Here is a 15,879-nt window from a genome sequence, read left to right on the forward strand (position 1 = left end):
GCGTGCAGCAGGCCGAGGTGGAGCAGCTCCGCAACAAATCACGACAAATGGACATAGGCATACAAATACCCAGGTTTCTCTTTACGTCGCGTGTGGCAGGCTCGACTGATTCAGCCTTGCGTTTGGCGACTCCCCTCGTAGATCGGATAGGGCCACCACCATGCTGATGCGTCGAACAGGAGCGGTGCTCGCCGCCGCGGCCATGGCGATCGGCCTGGCCGCATGTGGTGACGCGAAGGCGTACTCCAGCGTCGAGCAGAAGATCAGGGAGGCCGGGGTCGTCACCATCGGCACCAAGTGGGACCAGCCGAACCTGAGTCTGAAGCAGGGGCATGGCGATCCCCAGGGCTTCGACATCGACGTCGCCAAGTACATCGTGAAGGAGCTGGCCGGCGGCCGGGACGTCACGATCACCTGGCGAGAGTCGCGACAGGCGAACCGTGAGGCGCTGCTCCACAACGGCACGGTGGACATGGTCGTCGCGTCGTATTCCATCACCGCGGCGCGCAAGAACTACGTGACCTTCGCCGGGCCGTACGTCGTCGCTCACCAGGACACCTTGGTGCGGGCCGACGCCGCCCAGATCGTCATGGCGACCGACCTCAAGGACCGGCGCATCTGCCAGGTGCCGGGCTCCAACTCCTACAAGCGGATCACCGAGCCGCCCCCGGACGGCCGGCTCGGCCTGCGCGCCGCGCTGGTCGGCGCGGACTCCTACGCGGAGTGCCTGCAGAAGCTCAGCAGCGGTGAGCTCGACGCGGTGACGACCGATGACATGATCCTGGCCGGCCTGGCCAGCCACAACCCGCGCCAGTACAAGCTGCTGAAGAATCCGTTCACGGACGAGAGGTACGCCGTCGGGCTGAAGAAGGGCGACACGGCCACGTGCGAGGCGGTCAACCGGGCGGTCGCCAAGATGTGGCAGGACGGCACGGCCTCACGGCTGCTGCAGAAGTGGTTCGGGAACACCGGTCTCAACCTCCCCACCACGCCACCGGCGACCGAGAAGTGCAGCTGAGCCGGGCGAGCGCCGGCCCGCCCGCACGGAGGCCTCAGAACTAGGGGCGGGGAGCGCCGGCGCCCCGCATCTCCTCTTCGATGTCGCGGGCGGTCAGGGTCAGGGCGCTGACCAGACCCGGCAGGCCGTCTCGCGAGAAGCGGCTGGTGGGCATCGACACCGACACGGCTGCCTGAGCCCGGCCGTCCTCGCCCCGCACGGCCCGGCCGATGGCGGTGACGCCCGATTCGGTCTTGCCGGCGTTGATGGCGAAGCCTCGCTCGCGGACGGTGCGCAGCTCGCGACGCAGTGCCGCCAGATTGGGCCGCCGGTCCAGGCGCTCGGCCCACTTCGCCTCGCTGTAGAGCGCGTCGAGCCGCTCGGGCGGCAGGTCGGCGAGCATGACTTTGCCACCCGAGGCCAGATGCGCGGGGAAGACCATGCCCTCCCGGTTGCCGACCCGCAGCGCCTGGGTGCATTCGACCGACGCGATGAACCGCACGTGGTCACCGGACAGGATCTGCAGGTTCGCACTCTCCCGGACCCGCTCGACCAGGCCGGCCAGGTGCGGCACGGCGACCGAGCGCAGCAGCGCCGTACGCGACTGCGAGCTCCCGCCCAGCGACAGGACCGGCCCGGCCGCGTATCGGTGGTCTTCGCGGCGGACCGCGAAGTCCCGGTAAACGAGCATGGCCAGCAGCCGGTGCGCGGTGGAGGGCGCCACCCCGAGGCGCCGCGCAGCCTCGCCCACGCCGAACGGCCCCTCGACCTGCAGCATGACCGCCAGCTGGAGCGCGTGGTCGACACTCCGCACGGAGTAGTTAGGGGGATTCTTCATAGCAGAATCTCCTGTTCTTTTCAGGCCCCCACGATACAAGCTGGAAACCCGGCGGGCGGGCGGATATCCGCTTGTCACGCCGCAGGTTGAAGGATCAGGAGCAGACATGACCGAGACCGCGAACTCCCCTGTTCGCCTCGCTGTGGTCGACTCGCCGGATCAGCCGACGCCGTCGGCGGCGCTGGCGGAGTTGTACAGCGGCTTCGAGAAGGAGCTGCTGGTACCCCTGTGGACGGAGATCGGCGACCTGATGCCGCTGCACCCACGCTCCAAGGCGGCCCCGCATCTGTGGCGGTGGGAGAGCCTGGTGGCCCTGGCGGACCGGGCCGGGCATCTCGTGCCGGTCGGCCGGGGCGGGGAGCGGCGGGCGATCGCCCTGGCGAACCCGGCGCTCGGCGGCCGGCCGTTCGCGACTCCGACGCTCTGGGCGGCGATCCAGTATCTGATGCCGGGCGAGGACGCTCCGGAGCACCGGCACACCCAGCACGCCTTCCGCTTCGTCGTCGAGGGCGAGGGGGTGTGGACCGTGGTCGGCCGTGATCCCGTGCCGATGCGCCGGGGTGACTTCCTGCCCCAGGCAGGATGGAACTGGCACGCCCACCACAACGCGGCCGACCGGCCGATGGCGTGGATCGACGGCCTGGACATTCCCTTCCAGTACGTCACAGAGTCGCAGTTCTTCGAGTTCGGCCGTGACCGGATCAGCGACGAAGAACGCACCACCCCCGAACGCTCTCGATCCGAGCGGCTGTGGGGCCACCCCGGCCTGCACCCGGTTTCGTCCCTCGGCGCGCAGCCCGGCACCCCGCTGCTGGCCTACCGGTGGGCCGACACCGACCGCGCGCTGACGGACCAGCTCGAGCTCGAGGCCGAGGGCCACGCCGGCACGCTCGAGCCCGGTCACGCGGCGGTGCGTTACATCAACCCCACCACCGGAGGTGACGTGCTGCCGACCATCCGGGTCGAGATGCACCGGATCCGCAGGGGCGCCGAGACCGCTCCCCGCCGGGAGACCGGCTCCTCGGTTTACCAGGTCTTCGACGGCAGCGGGCGGGTCACGGTCGGCGACCAGTCCTGGTCGGTCACCCGGGGTGATCTGTTCGTCGTCCCGTCCTGGATGCCGTTCTCGGCGAAGTCCGAGGCCTCGGCGTCCGACTCCGACTCCGCCGCCCTCGATCTCTTCAGGTTCAGCGACGGGCCGATTTTCGAGACGCTGCACTTGAACCGCGCCCACGTAGAAGGAATCAACGCATGAAGCTCGCCACCATCCGCACCGCCGACGGCGCCACCCGGGCCGTGCGCGTCGAGGGGGAGACCCTGGTCGACCTCGGCCTCGCCGACCTCGGTGAGCTGCTGGCCCGGCCGGACTGGGCGGAACACGCCGCGCGGACGGAGGGGCCGGCGGTCGAATCCGCGGGCTACGCGCCCGTCGTGCCCCGCCCTGGCAAGATCATCTGTGTCGGGCTGAACTACCGCAACCACATCCTCGAAATGGGCCGGGAGCTCCCGCAGTACCCGACGTTGTTCGCGAAGTATCCCGAGGCGCTCGTCGGGGCGTACGACGAGATCAGGCTCCCGCCGGAGTCCGAGGAGGTGGACTGGGAGGCCGAGCTCGCGATCGTCATCGGCAGGACCGTGCGGCGCGCCGGCGAGGCCGACGCCGCCGCGGCCATCGCGGGGTTCGCCGTTCTCAACGACGTCACGATGCGTGACTGGCAGTATCGCTCCCCGATGTGGCTGCAGGGCAAGACCTGGGAGGGCAGCACACCGTTCGGTCCCTACCTGGTCACCCCCGACGAGCTGGACGGCGGCAGCCGTCCCTCGCTCACCCTGACCGGCTCCGTCGACGGTGAGGTGGTGCAGCAGGCCGACACCTCCGACCTCGTATTCGACCCCGTCGCCCTGGTGCGGTACATCTCCACGATCCTCACGCTCAGCCCCGGCGACGTCATCGCCTCCGGCACCCCGGGCGGGGTGGGCCACGCACGCAAGCCCGCCCGCTACCTCGCCGACGGGAGTGTCCTGGCCACCGAGATCACCGGGCTCGGCCGGTCCGAGGTCAAGGCCGTCGCCGAGCCGGTTGCGTGATGGCCGCCGACCGGAGCCGCGCCGACAGCCTGCGATGGGTGGCGCAGGGCACCGCGATCTTCTTCGGCGCCCTGGCCGCCCTGCCGGACGACCGGCTGGAGGGGCCGACGGCGCTCGACGGCTGGAGCGGCAGGCATCTGCTGGCCCACGTCGCCGCCAACGCCGACGCGCTGGTCAACCTGGCGCACTGGGCCCGCACCGGTGAGGAGCGGCCGATGTACTCCTCCCCGGCGCAGCGTGACGCCGACATCGAGGCAGGCGCGAGGCGGCCGGCCGACGAGCTGCGCGCCTGGGCCGCACAGGCCGCCGAGACCCTCGACGCGCGGCTCGCCGAGCTGGACGAGCAGCAGTGGAACCACGAGGTCCGCACAGCCCAGGGCCGCACCGTCCCCGCCGAAGAGGTGCCCTGGATGCGTGCGCGCGAGGTCATGGTGCACGCCGTCGACCTCGGCGCCGGGGTGGAGTTCGACGATCTTCCGGACGATTTCCTCGCCGCCTTGATCGACGACATCGCCGCCAAGCGGTCCGGCGCCGCCGGGCCCGCGCTCGCCCTCACCGCCACCGACCACGGCGGCACGTGGACCGTCTCCGGCGACGGCGACCCCGCTCCGGTCACCGGCACCCTCGGCGGCCTCGCCGCCTACCTGTCCGGCCGCCGCTCGGACGGCGTCACCGGCACGGGGGGCGGGCCGGCGCCCGAGCTTCCGCGGTGGCTCTAGCTTTACGGTGCAAAAGCTATACAAATCGGACTTTGAGGGATAATCTTGGCGTGCCTCAGCCGGGGGAGCTGAGGCCCAAAACTTTCCAAAGGCCCGGCCGGTCCTACACGGGTACGGACAGGGTGACGGTGAGACCCGAGGACACGCTGCCCGTCACCGTGCCGAGCTGGCTCGTGTGCCCGTCGCTGAAGATGTTGTCGCTCTCCAGGGACACCTCGCTCAGCGTGCGCACGCTCTCGCTGTAGCCCTCGCTCGCGTACACCGCCTCACACGTGTCCTTGGGCAGCGCCACCTGAGACGTTGCGATCTTGTTGTCGGCGGTCGTCGCCTTGGCCAGGCTCGGATAGACCTCGAAGTGGAGGTGCGGCCACCGGCCCGGGTAACAGGCCGGGAAGATGCTCGTGAAGGTGACCTTTCCGCTGCTGTCGGTCTCCTGGACCCCGCGCAGGTAGTTCTCGTTGGTGACGGCCTCGGAGTACATGGAGTAGTTGCCGTCGCGGTCGCAGTGCCACAGATAGACCGCGGCCCCTGACAGCGCCGAGCAGTTGGCCGAGGTGTCCTGGATGGTCAGGTCGATGGTCAGGGGAACGCCCTGCGCGGTGCCTGACGCCGAGCCGAAGCTGGCGCGGATGTCACTGCGGACGATGCCGCTCTGGCTGAGGATGTTCGGGCCGTTCGATCCGTCGCCCGGGTACGGGCCGGCGGTCTCTTCCGGGATCTCGGCGCAGCTCCCGCTCGTCGCCGCCGCGCTCTCCGAGCCGGTGGATGTGGACGCCGCCGTCGACGGGGCGCCGGTCGAGTCGCTGCTGCAGCCGACCAGGGTCGCCAGGCCCGCGCCGGCGAACAGGCCCAGGATCCGCCGGCGTTCCAGCAGCGTTGACACGTCGAACTGCAGCCCTCTGTCGAAGATGTCGTCGTGATGGTGGTGCACTGTTCACTCCATGCTGAGCACACGCGCCGCTGCAGGCCGGCTCGGAGCGGGGGCGGCGGCGCGTTGGGGGTCCTCATTCAAGCAGCCAGCACCTCGTTTGTCCGACAAGCCCACATCTTTCCGGCATAGCTCATAGTTTTCGGTCATAATCAATGAGCTATCGATCGGTTGAGGGGCATGGCATGGGTGACGAGGGCAGGCGGTTCGCAGGAGTCGACACCAGCACCCCCAACCTCGCCCGCATGCACGACTACTTCATCGGTGGGAAGGACAATTTCGCCGCCGACCGGGAGGCGGCCGAGGCGGTGCTGGCCATCGCCCCGGAGGTTCGGGTGATGGCGCTGGAGCATCAGGCGTTCCACGTACGGGTGGTCCGCTTTCTCGCCGAGCAGGGCATCACCCAGTTCGTCAACCTCGGCTCAGGGCTGCCTACCGAGCACAATACGCACCAATTGGCCCGCTCGCTCGCCCCTGACGCCCGCGTCGTCTACGTCGCCAACGATCCGGTGGTGCTGACCCATGGCCGGGCGATCCTCGCCAGGGAGCCCGGGGTCGTCGTCGTCGAGGGCGACGTCATGCATCCTGCCGAACTGCTCGCCGACCCCCTTCTCCAGCAGACGATCGACCTCGATCAGCCGGTGGCGGTGTTGCTGTTCGCCGTCCTGCAGTACATCCCGGACGGCAGCGATCCCTTCCGGCGCGTGGCCGAATTGCGTGACGCGCTGCCGGCCGGCAGCCACGTCGTCATCACGCACGTCGTCTTCGACGCGCGCCCGGAGATCGCGGAGCCGCTCGTCGATCTCTACAAGAAGATGCTGGGCGATACGGACGGCGGGGCCCGCACCAAGGAGCAGGTGGCGCCCTTCTTCGACGGCCTGCACCTGGTCGAGCCCGGGCTGGTCTACGTCCGGGACTGGCGGCCCGATACCTCGTTCCTGCCGGAGAGGTCGGAGAAGGCCTGGGTGGTCGTGGGAGTCGGCCGGAAGCCCTAGCCGCCCCTTCGGCGGTTTCCTCGGTGGGCTAGGCCCGCGAAGCCGTGCCACGGAGTGGCACGGACGCGTGCTCTCCTCCTCCGCCGGCCCTTCCATTCTCTTGTAACCCCCAGTCCACCCCGTGGTCTGTGGATCGACAGGTCCGGGTCCAGCCGAGGGAGTCCCTCCATGTCCAATGTGCCCGAGTCCGGCACGATGTCCGATATCGCCGCCCCCTCTCCGCCCACGCCGGCTCCCGCGAGTGACAAGCGCACGGTGTCGCGAGTCGTCGCCGCGAGCCTGATCGGCACCGTGGTCGAGTACTACGACTTCGCGGTGTACGGCACCGCCGCCGCCCTGGTCCTGGGCCCGGCGTTCTTCCCGTCGGGCAGCCCCACGGTCCAGACCCTCGCCGCCTTCCTCACCTTCGCCGGGGCGTTTCTGGCGCGGCCTTTCGGGGTGGTGCTGTTCGGGACCATCGGCGACCGGCTGGGGCGCAAGCGGGCGCTGGTCCTGTCACTGCTGCTGATGGGAACGGCCACGGTGGGGGTCGGGCTGCTCCCGACGTACGAGAGCGCCGGACTGCTCGCCCCCGTCCTGCTGGTGGCCCTTCGCCTGCTCCAGGGCGTGAGCATGGGCGGCGAGTGGGGCGGCGCCGTTCTGCTGGCCGCCGAGCACGCGCCGCCGGCCCGCCGGGCGATGTTCGCCTCCATCCCGCAGGCCGGGCCGCCCCTGGGCTTCCTGCTGTCCAGCGCGGTGATCCTGCCCACGCTGGCCATCGCCGGGCGTGACGGGTTCGCCGCCGGGGCGTGGCGGATTCCGTTCCTGTTCAGCGCCGCGCTCATCATCATCGGCCTCTGGGTGCGCAGCCAGGTGACCGAGTCCCCGGTGTTCACCTCCGCACCCCGTCGTACGGCCTCCCGCTTCCCCCTCGGCACGCTGGTCAAGGAACACCCCCGCCGGCTGCTGCTGGGCATCGGCGCGGCGATCGGCGGCTCGTCCGTCTACTACCTCACCACCGTCTACAGCCTGCAGTACGGGCCGAAGGCGCTCGGCCTCTCGCAGGGCGCGGTGCTCACCGCCGCGAGCATCGCCGCCACGGCCGGAGCCCTGGCGACCGTTCCGGTGGCGCGGCTGGCCGACAAGGTCGGCAGGCGTCCCGTGATGCTCGCGGGCCTCGTCGGCTGCGTGCTCTGGGCGCTGCCCATGTTCGGCTCGCTGCAGACCGGCAACGGCCTGGTGATCACGGGAGCGTTCACGCTGGGACTGGTGCTGTTCACACTGAGCTTCGCGCCGATCGCCGCCTTCCTGCCCGAGCTCTTCCCCGCGCGGCTGCGGTACACCGGCGCGTCGGCGGCCTTCATTCTCGCCAACACGCTCGGCGGCGGCTTCGCCCCGGTCGTCGCCACCTGGCTGAACACCCACTGGGCGTCACCCCTGGTGCTCGGCGCCTATGCGGGGGCGCTGTGCCTGCTCAGCCTCCTCTGCGTGCTCGCGCTGCCGGAGACCCGCGACCACGCATTCGCCGCCTGACCACTGCTCCCTGCTCATCACGCCCGGGACCTGCCGATATGGCCGATCCCGGGCGTTTACATCGCCGAAACTGTCCCTTAAAGTGGACTCGCGTCCATCATGGTGGTCGCTTGAAGGAACCCCAGGAGACCTCCATGGCTACGTCCCACCGCGATCCAGGCGCCGACCTGGAATTCGCCGACCCGGACCAGCGGCAGCCCACGGCCGTCGACAAGGCGCTCGTCCTGCTGAAGTCGCTCGCCGACCACGACCGCGAGATCGGGGTCAGCGAGCTGGCGCGGCGCACCGGACTGACCAAGTCCACAGCCTTCCGCCTGCTCGGCATCCTCCACCGCAACGACCTCGTCGAGCGCGTCGGCAGCGATTACCGGCTGGGCACACGGTTGTTCGACATGGGCGCCCGGGTCTACGGCCCGACCTCGCTGGTGTTGCGGGAGCGCCTGCTGCCGTATCTCGCCGACCTGTACGAGCTGACCCACGAGACGGTGCACTTGGCCGTGCTCCATGACACCGGGATCGTGTACATCAACAAGATCCACGGTCATCGGCCGGCGCGATGCCCCTCCCAGATCGGCGCCCGCCTGCCGGCCTACTGCACCGGGGTCGGCAAGGCGCTGCTCGCCTTCGATCACGACGCCGCCGAGGCGGCCATCGCGGAGGGACTGGCGCCGCGCACTGGCTCCACGCTCACCGACCCGGCCCATTTCCGCGCTGAGCTGCGGCGGATCAGGGTGGACGGGGTCGCCTACGACCGGCAGGAGGCCGTCCCGGGTCTCGTCTGCGTCGCCGTGCCGATCATGAACGGGGCGGGCAGGCCGGTGGCCGCGTTGTCGGTGGCGGGTGCTCACCATCGGTTCGATCCCGCCCGCTTCGCCCCGGCGCTGCGCCGGGTCGCGTACGAGGCGTCACGGGCGATCGTCGCGGCCCAGCGGCAGGCGGCGAGCGGCTGAACCGCGGCGCGCGCGGCGGACGGCGAGCGGCGGAACCCCGGTGAGCGGGAGTAGGTTACCGGGCCCATCGACCGGTCAGCGCGGCTGGCCGTCGTGGGTCCGGGCCACGCCCATCGCCCCGGTGCCCGGCTGGACACGGGGCACGCTGACCACGACGTGGACCAGACTCTCTCCGTCCAGCGATTCGTAGAGGTGCGGCCGGTCGGCCGGATAGCGGACGAAGTCGCCGGTGCTCAGCTCGACCGCGTAGTCCACGGGTCCCACCCGGACCCGGCCGCTGATCACGTACAGGTGCTCCAGGGTGCCGACCGGATGGGGGGCGGACGGCTCGCCGGCGTCGTCACCGGCCGCCGGAAGGATGCGGAGCAGGTAGTTCTCGATCACGCCGGAGCCGTAGACGTGGTCGAGCGAGCGGGACTCGTAGCCTCCATGCTGACGCCACGCCACGTCGTCGCCGCGCTGGACGACCATGACCTGCTCGCGTTCGGCCACCAGCCGCGTCACCGGCACTCCGAGCGCTTCCGCGACGGAGAACAGCGTGTCCACGGTCGGATTGCCCGTGCCCTGCTCGATCGTGGACAGCGTCTGCTTGGCCAGCCCGGCCTGCCGGGCCAGCTCGGCCAGTGACATGCCCCGCTGCTCTCTGAGGAGCCGCACATTGCGCGCGACCACGGTATTTCCCGATGACACGGCACCACTGTAGGCGCAGCCGTCCGAGCGCGGTGGCGAGGGCCTCCTTAGGCGGGCGACAGCCCTCGGCCGCCGCCTTACGTTCGGTTAAATTGCCCGAAAGTTTCGGTCATCGGGAAGGCTTCGTCGTGCTTTCCCGGACGATGAGCTCGGTGCCGAGCTCGATGCGGGGCTGAGCCAGCGGCTCGCCCTGGGCGAGCTTGAGCAGCATGGTCGCGGCGGTGGCCGCCATCTCGGCGAGTGGCTGGCGGATCGTGGTCAGTGGCGGGGTCATCCATTGCGTTGAGGGCAGGTCGTCGAAGCCGACCACGCTCAGGTCGTGCGGGATGCGCAGCCCGAGCTGGTGCGCCGCACGGTAGACGCCCATGGCCTGTCCGTCGTTGCAGGCGAAGACGGCGGTCGGCGGGTCGGGCAGGCGCAGCAGCCGGTGCGCCTGGGCCAGGCCGCCCTCGACGACGAAGTCGCCTCGGCCGATCAGGTCCGGATCGACGGGCACCCCGGCCATGTCCAGGGCGGTGCGGTAGCCGTCGAGTCGGGCACGGCTGGACAGCGCGTAGTCAGGGCCGGTGATGATGGCGATGCGCCGGTGCCCGAGGTCGAGCAGGTGGCGCGTCGCCGCCAGCCCGCCGTTCCAGTTGCTTGCGCCCACCGTGGGCACCTGCTGCCCCGGATCGCCTGACGGATCGAGCAGGACCAGGGGGACGCCGCGCGTGGCGAGCTGGTCGCGCTGCTCCTTTGTCAGGTCGGCGAATACCGCGATCACGCCGGTGGGGCGGCGGCTCAGCACGGCCTCGATCCAGCCCTTGCCGGGGGTGTGGCGGTGTTGCAGCTCCGACAGGACGACGGCCAGCTGGTGCTCGCGGACCACCTGCTCGACGCCCTTGGCGATCTCCACCGGGTAGTCGCCCTCCAGGGCGTGGAAGACCAGCTCCACCAGCGGGGCCGGGCTGGCCCGCCGCCGCTGCGGGCGATAGCCGTGCTCGCGGATGAGCCCTTCGATGAGGGCGCGGGTCTCGGGCGCCACCTCGGTGCGACCGTTGACGACCTTGGAGACGGTTGCCGTGGACACCCCGGCCAGCTCGGCGAGTTGCGCGATGGTGAGTGGCTGGGGCGGGGCGCCATCGCCTGCGGACGGCTCTTCGGTCGCGGTCATGGCGGCAGTCTAATGGGATGCTTTCGGCAGCTTGCCTTAACTGTTTCGTGGAACTTACCACACGGTTCTTGACGGATTTCCGAGAATCCCCCTACAGTCCCGGGGTTAACGATCGGAATTAATTACGAAACTTTTGAGGTAACCGTGAAGCTCCGCATCGCAACACCGGTCGTGCTCGCCGCGGCCATCGCCCTGACCGCATCCGCCTGTGGAGGCGGCGGCAGCAGCACCTCGGCCCCGCCGTCAGGCGACGGCAAGTCGTTCGAGTTCTGGTCGTTCACCGGGATCGACCAGAAGACGTCGGTCGACAAGTACCAGAAGGACAACCCGGGTGTGCAGGTCAAGCTGACCGAGGTAGGGGGCTCCACGGAGACGGCACAGGCCCTGACCACGGCGCTGGCCGGCGGCAAGGTGCCGGACCTCGTCCTCATCCAGGGTGACGACCTGCCCAAGTTCGTGCAGCAGCCGCAGAACTTCTACGACCTGCGGCAGCTCGGCGCGGACAAGATCAAGGGCGATTACCTGGACTGGGTGATGAGCCAGAGCACCGCCAAGGGCGGCGAGATCATCGGCATTCCGACGGACGTGGGCGGCATGGCGGTGGCGTACCGCCATGACCTGTTCAAGGAGGCCGGGCTGCCGACGGACCGGGAGGAGGTGGGCAAGCTCTGGCCGACGTGGGACGCCTTCATCGAGACCGGCAAGAAGTACACCGCGGCTACCGGGAAGGCGTTCGTCGACAACGCCGCCACCAGCGTGTTCTACCAGGCGGTCAACCAGGGGCCGATGAAGTACTACGACCCCTCGGGCAACGTCGTCTACAGCACCAGCCCCCAGGTCAAGACCGCCTTCGACCTGGCGATCAAGGCGGCGCAGGCCGGGATCACGGCCAAGCAGAGCTCGTTCTCCGACGGCTGGAGCGCGGGCATAGGCAAGGGCCAGTTCGCGGTGGTCTCCGCGCCGGCGTGGCTGCTGGGACAGATCGAGCGGAACGCCCCCGACACCAAGGGCAAGTGGGACATCGCCGCCATTCCCGGCGGAGCGGGCAACTGGGGCGGCAGCTACCTGGCCATCCCCAAGGGCGCCAAGAACCCGAAGGCCGCCTGGGACTACATCACCAAGACACAGTCGCCGCAGAGCCAGCTGGAGCACTTCGTCGACTCGGGGTCGCTGCCCACCACCCCGTCGGTCTACAAGGACCCGAAGCTCACCGCGCACAAGGACGCGTTCTTCTCCGACGCGCCGACCGGGACGATCTACACCAACTCGCTGCTCGGGCTCAAGCCGTTCCACGTCGGCACGGACAGCGCCGCCATCGGTCAGGAGTTCCTGAACGCGCTCGAGAACGTGGAGCAGGGCAAGGGCGACGCCACCAAGGCATGGGACGCGGCGCTGGCCAACATCAAGACCGCCATCGGTAAGTAGGGCCGGCGTGACGACGACTCTCAGCACGTCGCGGGCGGCCGGTACGCCGCCCGCGGTCCCCACCCGGGTCCGGCAGAGCATCCGCGAGCGCGTCGCCCCGTACGCCTACATCGCGCCGTTCTTCCTGATCTTCGCGGTGTTCGGCGTGGTGCCGCTGCTGTTCACGTTCTACGTGGCGCTGTTCGACTGGAACCCGATCGGCGAGCACGTCTTCATCGGCCTGGACAACTTCACCCGCCTGCTCGACGACGCCCGGTTCTGGAACGCCGCCTGGAACACCATCAGCATCTGGCTGTGGTCGACCGTGCCGCAGCTGCTGCTGGCGCTGGTTCTGGCGCACCTTCTCAACCACGCCCGGCTGCGGTTCGCGGTGTTCTTCCGGATGTCGATGCTGGTGCCGTACATCACCTCGGTCGCGGCCACCGCTATCGTCTTCGCCCAGATGTTCGACCGCGACTACGGCCTGCTCAACTGGTTGCTCGGGCTGGTGGGGGTGGAGCCGATCGACTTCAAGCAGTCGGTATGGGGCAGCCACCTGCTCATCGCGGCGATGGTCACCTGGCGCTGGTTCGGCTACACGACCCTGCTGTATCTGGCCTCGCTGCAGGCGATCCCGCGCTCGCTGTACGAGGCCGCGGCGGTCGACGGCGCGGGCAGCTGGAAGCAGTTCCGCCACATCTCCATCCCGTCCCTGCGGCCGGTCATCGTGTTCACGATCGTGACCTCCACGATCGGCGGGCTGCAGATCTTCACCGAGCCGCTGCTCATCTCCCGGGTCTCGGCGGTGACCTGCGGGCCGGTCCGCCAGTGCCAGACGCTCGCACTCTTCCTGTACGAGCAGGGCTTCGGCCAGTTCCAGTTCGGCTACGGCGCCGCCATCGGCGTGGCGTTGTTCGTCCTGATCATCGTCTTCGCCACGCTCAACTACCTCCTGTCCACCCGCGTCCGCCCGGAGCGCTGATGAACAAGGCCAACCGCGTCCGCTGGTGGACCTATCTCCTCCTCGGCCTGGCCGTTTTCGCCTGCCTGTTCCCGCTGTACTGGATGTTCGTGGTCGCCAGCACCGACAGCGCGACCGCCACCCAGATGCCGCCCGAGATCGTGCCCGGCGGCAACTTCTTCCACCTGGCCGGGCTGGTCCTCGAGACGGTGCCGTTCATCAGCTCTATGGTCAACAGCCTCATCGTGGCCGGGGCCATCGGGGTCGGGCACGCCGTGCTCTGCTCGCTGGCCGGCTTCGCCTTCGCCAAGCTGAGCTTCCGCGGCCGCAACATGTTGTTCCTGATCGTGGTGCTGACCATGACCGTGCCGACGCAGCTCGCGGTCATCCCGCAGTACATGATCATATCCAACCTGAACTGGGTGGACACCCTGCAGGCGCTCATCGTGCCCGGCCTGGCCAGCGCGTTCGGCATCTTCTGGATGCGTCAGCACATCGGTGCCACGATCAGCGACGAGCTCCTCCAGGCCGCCCGCATCGACGGGGCCACGACCTGGCAGATCTTCTGGCGGATCGCGTTCCCGCTGGTACGGCCGGCCGCGTTCGTGCTCGGCCTGCTCGGCTTCGTCACCGCGTGGAACGACTTCCTGTGGCCGTTCATCGTGCTGAAGTCGCCCGAGATGTACACCGCGCAGATCGCCATCAAGGCGCTGCAGAACAGCTTCGACATCGACCTCGGGCTCGCCATGTCCGGCTCGTTCCTGGCGACCTTGCCGCTGCTGGTGTTGTTCATCTTCGTCGGCAGGCGGATGGTGGCCGGGATCATGGACGGCGCTTTTAAGGGCTGATCATTCCCCTCGCCGGCGCCGCCTGTGCATCGCGCACGGGCGCGCCGGTGGAGGCTTCGCGATCAAGCGCTGGACACAGAGGGGCGCAAGTGCCCGTTGCGCACCAGCCAGATGGCCTTCTCCAGGTCGGGGGTGAGATAGCGGTCGTCGCCCAGGGGTGTGACGTACCTCCTGATCTCCGTGTGCAGGCCCTGGGTGACGGCGCCGAGCGGCAGGCCCGCCATCTTCTGGGCGATCAGGTCGATGCCCTGGGCCGCCATCAGATACTGGACCGCCAGGACGATTTCCAGCCGGTCCAGGTTCTCGTGCAGGTGCCGGACCGAGGCCATCGCCATCGTGTTGTGGTCCTCCTGCCCGTCCTTGACCGGCCGGGACAGCGTCCCCGCAGGCGCGGCCCTGACCTGCATCTCCGGGACCAGCGCCGCGGCCACCGTCTGCACCTGCACCATCCCGGAGTTCAGCCCGACCGTGCCACCGGCGAGGTTCGCCGGAAGGCCGTAGCTCCACCGGGGCGACAGCAGCCGTCCCGACAGTTCCTGCGACAGCACCCCGATGTCGGCGATCTCCGCGTTGATGGTGTCGGCCAGATGCCCCATGATGGAGCCGTCCCAGTTGCCGCCCATCACGAACTCGTAGCCTGGCCCTTCATCCCGCTTGAAGATCAGCGGGTTGGAGGTCGAGGAGTTGGCCTCCCGCAGCAGAGTCCGGTGCGCGTCGGCGAGCTCGTGCCGTAGGCCGGCCATGATGTGCGGCGCCGCCCGCACCGACACCGCGTCCTGGATGCGCGGCTCGTAGTTGGCCGGGTCGAGGCGCTTGCGTCCCTCCTCCGTCATCCAGCCCGAGCCCGCCACCATCTCCCGCAGCCGCGCGGCGACCGCGTCCTCCTCGGGGATGTGGCGTTCCTTGTGCGTACGCGCGTCGAGCGATCCCCGCTCGGCCCTGGTCGCCTCCATGAACAGGGCGAAGGCGCCCTCCGCCTGGTCGGCGAGCACAGTGGCCCGGTGCACGGCGTGCAGCAGGGTGGCGGCCAGGACCGTGCTTCCGCTGACGATCGGCAGCGCTTCCCCGGCCTGGAGGGTGAAGTCCCTGGGCAGCCCGGCCTTCGGCAGCAGCTCGGAGGCCGGCCCCTCGACCCCCTGGTAGCGCACCGGCGCGTTCTCGCCGATCATCGCCAGCCCGGCCGCCGCCTGCGGCTGCAGGTCCCCGGTGCCCAGTGAGCCGATCTGCGGCATCCGCGGCACGACGCCCGCGTTGACCATGTCCAGCAGCCGCTGGGGCACCTCGGGTCGTACCCCGACCTTTCCCCTGGCCATCTGGTTCGCCTTGAGGATCATGACCAGCCGGACCACGTCGTCGGGCAGCGGCTCGCCGACGCCCGCGGCGTGCGAGCGCAGGACGTTGCGCTGGAACTGCTCGGCCTGCTCGGGTGTGAGCGGACGGTCCTTCAGCGGCCCGAGCGCCTGGTTCCAGCCGTACACCCGCTGGTTCTCCAGGGCCTTCAGCGCTCCTGCCCGCGTGGTGATCATGTTCGCCCGCGCGGTCGGCGCGAGCTGGGCGGAGACCGGACGGCCATCGAGGATGGCGAGCGCGTCCTGGAGGGAGAGCGAACCGCCGTCCAGCACCAGGCTCAGCACCGGCGCAGGCGCCGCTGCCGCAGGGGGCGGGGCGGGTTCGGCGACTGCCTGCCCCGGCGCGCACAGGGCGGCCAGCAGGCCGACGACGGTCGCCATTCGTCCGATGGTGGTCATCAAGGTGGTCCCCCTGCCCTCGCGATCAAGAGCGATGCTGCTCCGTTA

15 protein-coding genes are annotated in these 15,879 nt (G+C 69.6%); 10 read left to right on the forward strand and 5 right to left on the reverse strand.

All coding sequences use genetic code 11. From position 1 onward, the window contains the following. Positions 1-166 precede the first annotated feature (166 nt). Positions 167-1,018 (forward strand): glutamate ABC transporter substrate-binding protein, encoded by an 852-nt coding sequence (locus tag Q9G87_RS48580; protein ID WP_371825935.1) that lies wholly within the window; start codon positions 167-169, stop codon positions 1,016-1,018. Positions 1,019-1,058: 40 nt separating this feature from the next. Here the strand turns inward: Q9G87_RS48580 and Q9G87_RS48585 are convergent, their stop codons facing one another. Further along, positions 1,059-1,835: an IclR family transcriptional regulator gene (locus Q9G87_RS48585; RefSeq protein ID WP_305923472.1), complete on the reverse strand. Its 777-nt coding sequence runs from the start codon at positions 1,833-1,835 to the stop codon at positions 1,059-1,061. A gap of 106 nt (positions 1,836-1,941) precedes the next feature. Between Q9G87_RS48585 and Q9G87_RS48590 the strand changes: the two genes are divergently transcribed. The 3 genes from Q9G87_RS48590 to Q9G87_RS48600 are packed head-to-tail and all read left to right on the forward strand — an operon-like array spanning position 1,942 to position 4,642. Then, a complete protein-coding gene (locus Q9G87_RS48590; RefSeq protein WP_305923473.1) occupies positions 1,942-3,090 on the forward strand; it encodes a cupin domain-containing protein in 1,149 nt (382 codons plus the stop codon). Continuing rightward, complete coding sequence (locus Q9G87_RS48595; protein WP_305923474.1) at positions 3,087-3,923, forward strand: fumarylacetoacetate hydrolase family protein; 837 nt, start codon at positions 3,087-3,089, stop codon at positions 3,921-3,923. The genes Q9G87_RS48590 and Q9G87_RS48595 overlap by 4 nt, the downstream gene beginning before the upstream one ends. Then, positions 3,923-4,642, forward strand: a complete 720-nt coding sequence (locus Q9G87_RS48600; protein ID WP_305923475.1) for a maleylpyruvate isomerase family mycothiol-dependent enzyme — start codon at positions 3,923-3,925, stop codon at positions 4,640-4,642. Before Q9G87_RS48595 ends, Q9G87_RS48600 begins: the two co-directional genes overlap by 1 nt. 103 nt (positions 4,643-4,745) lie before the next feature. Here the strand turns inward: Q9G87_RS48600 and Q9G87_RS48605 are convergent, their stop codons facing one another. Then, the gene (locus Q9G87_RS48605; RefSeq protein WP_305923476.1) at positions 4,746-5,573 is read right to left on the reverse strand and encodes an intradiol ring-cleavage dioxygenase; all 828 of its coding nucleotides are present in this window, start codon (positions 5,571-5,573) and stop codon (positions 4,746-4,748) included. A gap of 182 nt (positions 5,574-5,755) precedes the next feature. On the opposite strand from Q9G87_RS48605, the gene Q9G87_RS48610 reads away from it, so the two are divergent. The 3 genes from Q9G87_RS48610 (at position 5,756) to Q9G87_RS48620 (ending at position 9,027) form a co-directional block, all read left to right on the forward strand. Further along, positions 5,756-6,565, forward strand: a complete 810-nt coding sequence (locus tag Q9G87_RS48610) for an SAM-dependent methyltransferase (RefSeq protein WP_305923477.1) — start codon at positions 5,756-5,758, stop codon at positions 6,563-6,565. Positions 6,566-6,733: 168 nt separating this feature from the next. Next, positions 6,734-8,077 (forward strand): MFS transporter, encoded by a 1,344-nt coding sequence (locus Q9G87_RS48615; protein ID WP_305923478.1) that lies wholly within the window; start codon positions 6,734-6,736, stop codon positions 8,075-8,077. 134 nt (positions 8,078-8,211) lie between these two features. Then, the gene (locus tag Q9G87_RS48620) at positions 8,212-9,027 is read left to right on the forward strand and encodes an IclR family transcriptional regulator (RefSeq protein WP_305923479.1); all 816 of its coding nucleotides are present in this window, start codon (positions 8,212-8,214) and stop codon (positions 9,025-9,027) included. 75 nt (positions 9,028-9,102) lie between these two features. On the opposite strand, the gene Q9G87_RS48625 is transcribed toward Q9G87_RS48620, so the two are convergent. Together Q9G87_RS48625 and Q9G87_RS48630 are read right to left on the reverse strand one after the other, a co-directional pair. Beyond that, positions 9,103-9,717, reverse strand: coding sequence for a helix-turn-helix domain-containing protein (locus Q9G87_RS48625; RefSeq protein WP_305923480.1), 615 nt, complete (start codon positions 9,715-9,717; stop codon positions 9,103-9,105). A gap of 109 nt (positions 9,718-9,826) precedes the next feature. Next, entirely contained in the window at positions 9,827-10,870 is a 1,044-nt protein-coding gene (locus tag Q9G87_RS48630) for a LacI family DNA-binding transcriptional regulator (protein WP_305923481.1), read from the reverse strand. A 144-nt stretch (positions 10,871-11,014) separates the two neighbouring features. Here Q9G87_RS48630 and Q9G87_RS48635 point away from each other — a divergent pair, with 144 nt between their 5' ends. Genes Q9G87_RS48635 through Q9G87_RS48645 form a run of 3 tightly spaced genes read left to right on the forward strand, consistent with a single transcriptional unit; the run spans position 11,015 to position 14,083 of the window. Continuing rightward, positions 11,015-12,295, forward strand: coding sequence for an ABC transporter substrate-binding protein (locus tag Q9G87_RS48635; protein WP_305923482.1), 1,281 nt, complete (start codon positions 11,015-11,017; stop codon positions 12,293-12,295). A gap of 7 nt (positions 12,296-12,302) precedes the next feature. After that, positions 12,303-13,256, forward strand: a complete 954-nt coding sequence (locus Q9G87_RS48640; RefSeq protein WP_305923483.1) for a carbohydrate ABC transporter permease — start codon at positions 12,303-12,305, stop codon at positions 13,254-13,256. Beyond that, on the forward strand, positions 13,256-14,083 hold the full coding sequence (locus tag Q9G87_RS48645; RefSeq protein WP_305923484.1) for a carbohydrate ABC transporter permease: 828 nt from the start codon (positions 13,256-13,258) through the stop codon (positions 14,081-14,083). Before Q9G87_RS48640 ends, Q9G87_RS48645 begins: the two co-directional genes overlap by 1 nt. A 62-nt stretch (positions 14,084-14,145) precedes the next feature. On the opposite strand, the gene Q9G87_RS48650 is transcribed toward Q9G87_RS48645, so the two are convergent. After that, entirely contained in the window at positions 14,146-15,813 is a 1,668-nt protein-coding gene (locus Q9G87_RS48650; protein WP_305923485.1) for an HAL/PAL/TAL family ammonia-lyase, read from the reverse strand. Positions 15,814-15,879: the final 66 nt, after the last annotated feature.

It is taken from the genome of Nonomuraea turcica (assembly GCF_030718205.1).
In the GTDB taxonomy this organism is placed as follows: domain Bacteria; phylum Actinomycetota; class Actinomycetes; order Streptosporangiales; family Streptosporangiaceae; genus Nonomuraea.